Source organism: Pseudoclavibacter sp. RFBG4, from assembly GCF_002931515.1.
GTDB lineage: Bacteria > Actinomycetota > Actinomycetes > Actinomycetales > Microbacteriaceae > Pseudoclavibacter.
Genome location: NZ_PSYC01000012.1, coordinates 41,459 through 48,755, shown reverse-complemented (window position 1 = coordinate 48,755; position 7,297 = coordinate 41,459). Strand labels below are relative to the sequence as shown.

At 69.2% G+C, this 7,297-nt stretch carries 6 protein-coding genes; all 6 read right to left on the bottom strand.

Annotation, left to right across the window (positions count from 1 at the left end):
* Positions 1-124: 124 nt before the first annotated feature.
* On the bottom strand, positions 125-1,624 hold the full coding sequence (gene lysS, locus C5E10_RS03245) for a lysine--tRNA ligase (protein ID WP_104330426.1): 1,500 nt from the start codon (positions 1,622-1,624) through the stop codon (positions 125-127).
* Between the two features lie 130 nt (positions 1,625-1,754).
* Positions 1,755-2,450 carry a low molecular weight phosphatase family protein gene (locus C5E10_RS03240; RefSeq protein ID WP_104330425.1) on the bottom strand — a complete coding sequence of 232 codons (696 nt, stop codon included), beginning with the start codon at positions 2,448-2,450 and terminating at the stop codon, positions 1,755-1,757.
* A 120-nt stretch (positions 2,451-2,570) separates the two neighbouring features.
* Positions 2,571-3,425: a pantoate--beta-alanine ligase gene (gene panC / locus C5E10_RS03235; RefSeq protein ID WP_104330424.1), complete on the bottom strand. Its 855-nt coding sequence runs from the start codon at positions 3,423-3,425 to the stop codon at positions 2,571-2,573.
* 28 nt (positions 3,426-3,453) lie between these two features.
* A complete protein-coding gene (locus C5E10_RS03230; protein WP_104330423.1) occupies positions 3,454-4,191 on the bottom strand; it encodes a DUF2520 domain-containing protein in 738 nt (245 codons plus the stop codon).
* A complete protein-coding gene (locus tag C5E10_RS03225) occupies positions 4,188-6,713 on the bottom strand; it encodes a PH domain-containing protein (protein ID WP_104330422.1) in 2,526 nt (841 codons plus the stop codon). Before C5E10_RS03225 ends, C5E10_RS03230 begins: the two co-directional genes overlap by 4 nt.
* Positions 6,713-7,198: a PH domain-containing protein gene (locus tag C5E10_RS03220; RefSeq protein ID WP_104240378.1), complete on the bottom strand. Its 486-nt coding sequence runs from the start codon at positions 7,196-7,198 to the stop codon at positions 6,713-6,715. Before C5E10_RS03220 ends, C5E10_RS03225 begins: the two co-directional genes overlap by 1 nt.
* Positions 7,199-7,297: the final 99 nt, after the last annotated feature.

Below are 7,297 nucleotides of genomic sequence, written 5' to 3'. Positions count from 1 at the left end.
TCCCCCGACGCCCCCCGCGATCCCCCGCTCCAAAGATGACTTGTGGTCGTCAAACTCGAGGTTTGACGACCACAAGTCATCTTTGGGCAGGCTGGGGGGCGGGGGGCGCTACCTGACGAGGGCCCTACTTGACGAGGGGGAACAGCACCGTCTCGCGGATGCCGAGGCCGGTGATGGCCATGAGCAGGCGGTCGATGCCCATGCCCATGCCGCCGGAAGGAGGCATAGCGTGCTCGAGCGCAGCGAGGAAGTCCTCGTCGACGCGCATCGCCTCGGCGTCTCCGCGTGCCCCGAGCGCCGCCTGCTCGACGAAGCGGGCACGCTGCTCGACGGGATCGATGAGCTCCGAGTACCCCGTCGCGAGCTCGAAGCCGCGAACGTACAGGTCCCACTTCTCCACGACCCCGGGGATCGAGCGGTGGGATGCGGTGAGCGGCGACGTCTCGACGGGGAAGTCCATGACGAACGTCGGACGGGTGAGGCCCTCCTTGACGAAGTGCTCCCAGAGCTCTTCGACGAGCTTGCCGTGTGTGGGGTGGTCGACCTCGACCTCAACCTTCGCGGCCAGGGCCTCGAGCTCGGCGAGGGGCGTCGACGGCGTGATCTCGACGCCTGCCGCCTCCGACAGCGACGGGTACATGGACACTCGGTCCCAGTCGCCGCCGAGATCGAACTCGGTGCCATCCACCCAGGTCACGACGTGCGAGCCCGCGACGGCCTGGGCCGCGTTCTGCACGAGCTCCTGGGTGAGGTCGGCGATCGAGGTGTAGTCACCGTAGGCCTGGTATGCCTCGAGCATCGCGAACTCGGGGCTGTGGGTCGAGTCGGCGCCTTCGTTGCGGAAGTTGCGGTTGATCTCGAAGACTCGGTCGAGGCCGCCGACGACGGCGCGCTTCAGGTAAAGCTCGGGGGCGATGCGCAGGAACAGCTCGGTGTCGAACGCGTTGGAGTGCGTCACGAACGGTCGGGCCGCGGCACCGCCGTGCATGGTCTGCAGCATGGGCGTCTCGACTTCGAGGAACTCGTGGTTCGCGAAGGTCTGGCGCAGCGAGGCGTTGGTCTTGGCGCGAGCGACCACCACTTCCCGGGCGACGGGTCGCTGGATGAGATCGAGGTAGCGCTGGCGGACGCGCGTCTCGTCGCTCAGCTCCGCGTGGAGGTTCGGGAGCGGCCGGACGGCCTTGGACGCCATCCGCCATTCGTCGGCCATGATGCTGAGCTCGCCGCGGCGCGAGGAGATGATCTCACCGGCAGCGAAGACGTGGTCGCCGAGGTCGACGTATTCCTTCCACAGGTCGAGCTGCTCCTGGCCGACGACGGCGAGCGACAGCATGATCTGGATGCGCGACCCGTCACCCGCCTGGAGGCTCGCGAAGCAGAGCTTGCCGGTGTTGCGGAGGTGCACGACGCGCCCCGCGACGCCCGCGCGCTCGCCGGTCGACGCGCCGTCTTCCAGTTCGGCGTGGGCTGCACGCACTTCCGCGATGGTGTGCGTGATGGGGAGCGTCAGGGGGTAGGGCGCGATGCCCGAGTCCAGCATCCGCGCGCGCTTTTCGAGACGCACCTGCTTCTGCTCGGAGGCTTCGGCCTCGGAGAGTGCGTCTTGGATGGGCGCGTCGGCCATTCGGGCTCCTTGCGTTTCGTGCGGCTGGGTGTGGATGCGTGTCCCGGGCGCGACGAATGGCGCTCGGAAACGCACTCCCCCAGTTTGGTGCACTTCGCGCCGTCGCGCGAACCGGCGAGCCTCGCGGTGGTCAGGCCGTGCGGGCCTTCGCCCAGTCGACGACGCCCTCGAGGTAGGCGACGATCGTCTCGGCTGCCGGCACGAGCTCGCGGCCCGAGCGCTGGTAGGTCTCGTCCGAGCGGCGGAACGGGTCGACCACGTCGTAGTCGGCGGCGTTCTCGAGCGGGGCGACGAGGCCACGAAGCGGGGCAGCGGAGGCAACGGCCGCAGCGAGCGCGGCGGTGACGATGTCCTGCTCTGAGGCGCCCGCGTCGGCGCCGTCTGTGGCACCCTCGAGCGCTTCGCGACGCGAGCGACGCGAGCCGTGGCTCGCGCCCGGCGCTTCGTAGGACTCCTCGAGGTCCTCCGCGGTGACCTGGCTCGCAATGTGCGCGAACTCGCGCAGCGTGAACGTTCGCCGGACGACGGAGGGGGCGAGCTCGACGATGCGCTGTCGGTGGTCGCGGGAGAGCGCCAGCACGAGGCCTGCTCCGCGGGCGATGTCTTCCGTGAGCTGCCTCGAGATGTGCGCTTCCGCATCCGTCACCCCGTACTGGGCGGCGAGCGCGAGTGCCTGCTGAGGCATGCCGCTGCCGACGAGGGCACCTGTTCCCGCGCTCTCGACGGTGACGCCGGGCAGATCCCGGAGTCCGTCTCGAAGCAGCTGCTCGGCGAGTGGCGAACGGCAGATGTTGCCCGTGCAGACCGTCAGGATGCGAAAGCTCATGCGTGTGTTCCCCCAGGGGTCGTGGAACGTTCAGCGTAGCAACGAGACGAGCGGGACGTTGCACTCGCGCTGTTCGCGAGCGTCGGCCCGAAGCCGAAGCCGGAGCTGCGCGCGAGCGCTTTAGCGGTACTCGCCGACGTAAGCCGGCATGTTGTCGATGAGGCGCGTGGTGCCGACGCGGGCGGCGACGAGCACGAGCGCCGTCCCGCGGTACGCCTCGTTGACGAGCACGAACGTCTCGGGGTCGACGATGGAGACGTAGTCCATCTTCACGAGCTTCTCGTCCATGAGGGCTCCCTGCGCCTGCGAGATCATCTCGCGGATGCCGCGGTCGCCGTTGGCGGCAGCGGCAGAGAGTGCGCGCACCAGGCTGAGGGCCGCGCTGCGCTCGTCGTCGGAGAGGTAGACGTTGCGGCTGGAGCGCGCGAGGCCGTCCTCTTCCCGGATGATGGGCGCGCCGAGCACGTCGATATCGAGGTCGAGGTCGCGAACGAGGCTCCGCACGAGGAACAGCTGCTGCGCGTCCTTCTCGCCGAAGACCGCCACGTTCGGGCGGATGATGTTGAAGAGCTTCGTGACGACCGTGAGGACACCGTCGAAGTGCGCGAGCCGGTGCGCCGCCTCGAGGATGCCAGCGGCAGGTCCGCCGACGACGCGGGTCTGCTTGATGCCGTTGGGGTACATGTCGCTGACCGCGGGCGCGAACACGTAGTCGACGCCTGCCGCGTCGAGCTTCGCGAGGTCGTCATCGAAGGTGCGCGGGTAGCGCTCGAAGTCTTCGCCCGGTGCGAACTGCATCGGGTTCACGAAGACGGACACCACCGTCTTCGTAGCGCTTCGCTTGGCGATGTCGACGAGCGACAGGTGGCCTTCGTGGAGAGCACCCATCGTGGGCACAAGGGCGATCGTGTCGGTTTTCCCAACCTCCCGGAGCACTGCTTTGGCTTCGGCGATCGTGGTCAGAACGTGTGGCAAGAGCCCTCCTCGGAACCTGCGGCTGCCGCTACGAGCGCGGGTCCGCCTCAGGAAGCGTACCGTCGAGCGGGTCGAGGCGTTGCGGGGTGGCGTCGGCGAGGGCGTTGTCTGCGGCGGAGCGCACCAGGCTGGAGAGCATGAAGCCGGGGTTCTCGACCCCGATTCCGGTGAGCAGCTCTGTGGCCTGCTTGACGATGGAGCGAGTGAACTCCGTCGCGGTGTGGAGTGCCTCCGCGTAGGTGGGGCGGTCCTGCTCCGCGATGACGACGGGCTCAGCGCCGAGCTCGACGACGAGGGCCTGCGCGATGGGGAGCACCGGTCGCGGCGCGGTCACCGCGCACCAGGCTTCCTTGAGACGGTGCAGGTCGAGGCTCGTCCCGGTGATCTCGATCGCGGGATGCACGGCGAGCGGGATCACGCCTCGGTCGAGGGCTGTGCCGAGCACGGCAGTCCCTCGCCCGGCGACGGTGTGCAGGACGAGCTGACCCGCGACCCACGCCTTGGTCTCGGAGAGCTCGAGGATCCGTGCTTCGAGCTCGTCCTCCTCGAAGGCGAGGATCACGAGCTCACTGCGCTCGATGGCCTGCCGCTGGGTGAGGCTGGGTGCCCCGGGGAGCATGGCGGATGCACGCTCGGTCGCTTCGACGGACTCGGTGGCGACGCCGACCAGTGCGTGCCCGGCTCCGGCGAGTGCGGTTGCGACGATGAGACCTGTGGGCGAGTCACCCACGAGTCCTATGCCGAGCCGTCCTTCACGTGTGCTCATGCGCTGCCCTCCGGAGGCTGTCTGCTGCCATTGCCCGGCTGCTGGTCTGGGGCGGTGCCGTTCTCTCGCTGCTCCCGCAGCTGACGCCGGGTCAGCGGCTGCGGCTGATCCGTGGCGCCCGAGGGCTCGTGGGCCTGGCCGTTCGCGAGCTGCGGCGCCCGGGAGGGCGCAGCCTCGGAGGGCGCAGCCTCGGAGGGCGCAGCCTGGGATGGCGCAGCCTCGTGCTCGGCTGGCGGGCGGTCCGCTGCCGCTGCCGCTGGCGCCGGCCCGATCGTGGCCGGCGACTGGATGGGAGTCGGGGTCGTGTCGATCGTGGAGTCGGGCGATGCCGGCGGCGCGGCGACGGGCTCCCAGGAGACGGGGGCCCAAGCACCGTTCGCCGGCGCCCCTGGCACGGGACCGATGGCCGAGGGCATGGGCGTCGGCGCCGCGGAAGGATCGGGAGCTGCCGAATCCCCGTCGGCGCGCTCGGAGGGACCTGAAGGGCCGACGCCGGCTGAGGGCACGGATCCAGCTGAGCTGGCAGAGCCGAACTGCGCCGGGATCCTCGAGAGATCAGGCGCGGGCGCCGCCTCCTGCGCGCCGGACGGTTCCGCCACGGGTGGCGTGGAGGTGCCGTCAACGCCGCTCTGAGCGAGAGCCTGCTGGTACTCGCGTTCGGCCTGCAGCACGGCGATCGTCTGGCTGTCGACTGCGGTCCCGCGGCTCTCCGCATCGGCGACGCGCATGCGGGCGGTCGCGATGGCGCTGAGCGTCGCGGCCTCGCGCCAGCGGTGGGACGTGTCGAGGCTCGCGGCGCGGATGGCGACAGCGGAGACATCGTCGAAGAGTCGAACGCCGATGTCGCCGTCGACCATGCCGATGCGGGTCGTGACGCCCATGCCGAGCACGGTGTGGGCGTGGAGGTTGACGACGTTCGCGAAGTAGCCGATAGGGCCGCGGTCGAGACCGATGGACTGCATCCGCTCAGCTGGCACGATGGTGAGCTTGCGCGACCAGGCTCCGAAGCGCAGGTAGAGGGCGCGACTGTCGAGACGGAACCCGTGTCGACGCCACGAGAAGGGCCGCATCCACGCCGCGCGCTTGGGGGCCGTGACGAAGTAGTCGTCGTCGCCCTTGCTGTACATGCCGAGCTCGATGAGGCGGCGCACCTCGTCGTTGACGAGCATCGGGAGGAGCAGTGCGAGCACACGCTCGGTCTCAGCTCGCGTGCCGACAGGGAGCACGAGGTTGCGGGTGAGCGCCGCCTGGTTCTGCGAGCCGTCGGAGGAGACCTGCTCGGTGCCCGCCCGGGTGATGCGGACCATCCACCAGTCGAAGGGTCGCCAGAAGAGGGGCTGGGAGACCTGCACTGCGTGGATCCGGCCGGGCGGGACCGTGTCGTTGCTCGTGGTGAGGAGCCCACGACCGACGCGCACGCCGTCGGGCGTCGCGGCGATGCTGTAGTTGAGGGATGGCAGGATCTGACCGGCGGTGATGGCGAAGAACACCGCGCCGAGGGGCAGGATCGAGAAGAGCAGCCACCAGAACCCGAAGGTGAAGGTGACGATGAGCCCTGCGACGAGCGCGACGACGATGACGACGAGCCACGGGTTGACGAGGTTGGCGACCACGAGGCGCCACGGCGGGAGGCGCACCACCGACTGCGGCGCTGCCTCTCCGGGGGCGAGCTCGGGGCTCGTGAGCTCCTCGACTCGCTGCGCGAAGAACTCGGAGGCTCTCGTGCGAAGCTGCTCGGCGGTCGGCGGGCGCTGGGCGGGTCCCTGCCCTGCTGGGCCGGCACCGCTCGGCTGGCCCGCGCTCATCGGCATGTGCATGCCGCCGTTGGCGCCTGCTGCACCGGGCTGCCCGGGGCCCTCGAACGACTGGCCGTGAGCCGCGCGCTCGCTGCGCTTCGCCCCCGATGCGCGTTGCAGGATGCCGGCGCGAATGCCGTCGGCGTCACGGGTTCGCACGTAGACGAGCTGGATGTTCGCGTTCTCGCCGGCGACGCCGATCTCGATCTTGGACGCCCCGACGATTCTCGCGACGAGCGGGCGCTGGATGTTGATGTCCTGCACTCGATCGAGTCTCGCCTGACGGCTCTTCCGGAACAGCACGCCGCTCTGCAGCTCGATCGTGGTGTCGCTGACTCGGAACTGCGCGAAGCGCCACGAGAGGTAGCTGAAGAGTCCCAGGAGGAGGATGACGAGAAGCGTCCCGAGTGCGGCCCAGAGCAGCCAGGTCTGGTTCTCGAAGACCATTCTCGTGGGGTCGTACTCGGCGCCGCTGTACTCGTCGAGCTGCGGGAAGATGAAGCTCGTGATCGTCTGCCAGGACTGGTTGATGAGGAAGGCGCCGATCGCGATGACGAACACGCCGACCCTGAGGAGCGGGGTGAGCGGGTGGAGTCGATGCCACTCGCCGTCGATCAGGTCGGACCCCTGCCCGAGCGCCGGCCCCGGAGCCTGTCCCTGCGGCGGCCCAAGCGGCGGACCCCCGAACTGCGCGCCCGGAGACTGCGGTGGGAGGTGGGCGCTCATCAGAGACCTGCTCGACGAGTCTCGGCGAGTGCGACGAGGTCGTCCCGGAGCTTCTCGGCATCGCGCCAGTCGAGGCCGGGGATGGTCACGTTGGTGATTGCGGCGGCGGTGACGACCTTCAGCGAGGAGAGCCCGAAGATGCGGGTGACCGGGCCGCGTTGGATGTCGACCAGCTGCAGACGACCGTAGGGAATAGCGACCATGCGACTCCAGAAGAGACCCCGGCGGAAGACGAGGTCGTCCTGGCGCAGCTGATAGCCGATAGCCCGCACGCGTCGCCACTCGAACGGGATGGAGATGAGGATCAGGAGGAGGATCGCACCGGGGGCCAACGCGATCCAGTTCGAGACGTCCGGGATCACGAGGAGAGCGATGACTCCCGCGAGCGCCACAAGCGCCCAGAAGAACGCCCCGAGGAGTTCAGACCAGATGTACTTCGCGGAAACCCTGCGCCATTGCACGGTGGTGTGGTCAAGCGCGGTCATGCTGCCCCCTCGTTGCGACGTGTCGTCATGCGCCTACCGTATCGAGAACGACCGACATATCAGGTCGCCCTGCCTGGCATCCGCCGAACTGAGCCGTCG